Source organism: Acuticoccus kandeliae (assembly GCF_003073115.1).
Genome location: NZ_QBBV01000151.1, coordinates 1 through 315, shown reverse-complemented (window position 1 = coordinate 315; position 315 = coordinate 1). Strand labels below are relative to the sequence as shown.

The window sequence follows — 315 nt, the reverse complement described above, 5'->3', positions numbered from 1 at the left end:
AGTGGGTGGCCGTCGAGCTGGACCTGGGTGACGGCCCGAAGCAGTACCGCCGCGAGACGAACACGATGCCGCAGTGGGCCGGGTCGTGCTGGTACTACCTGCGCTACCTGGACCCGGAGAACACCGAGCGGTTCGTCTCCGCCGAGGCCGAGAAGTACTGGATCGGCAAGGACGCGGCCCGGTCGGTCGCCGACCCGGGCGGCGTGGACCTGTACGTCGGCGGCGTCGAGCACGCCGTACTGCACCTGCTGTACTCGCGGTTCTGGCACAAGGTCCTGTTCGACCTGGGCCACGTGAGCAGCGAGGAGCCGTTCC

At 68.9% G+C, this 315-nt stretch carries 1 pseudogene; it reads left to right on the top strand.

Annotated features, from left to right (window positions below):
• A pseudogene (locus DBV35_RS29715) lies at positions 1–315 on the top strand (hypothetical protein); the annotation flags it as partial.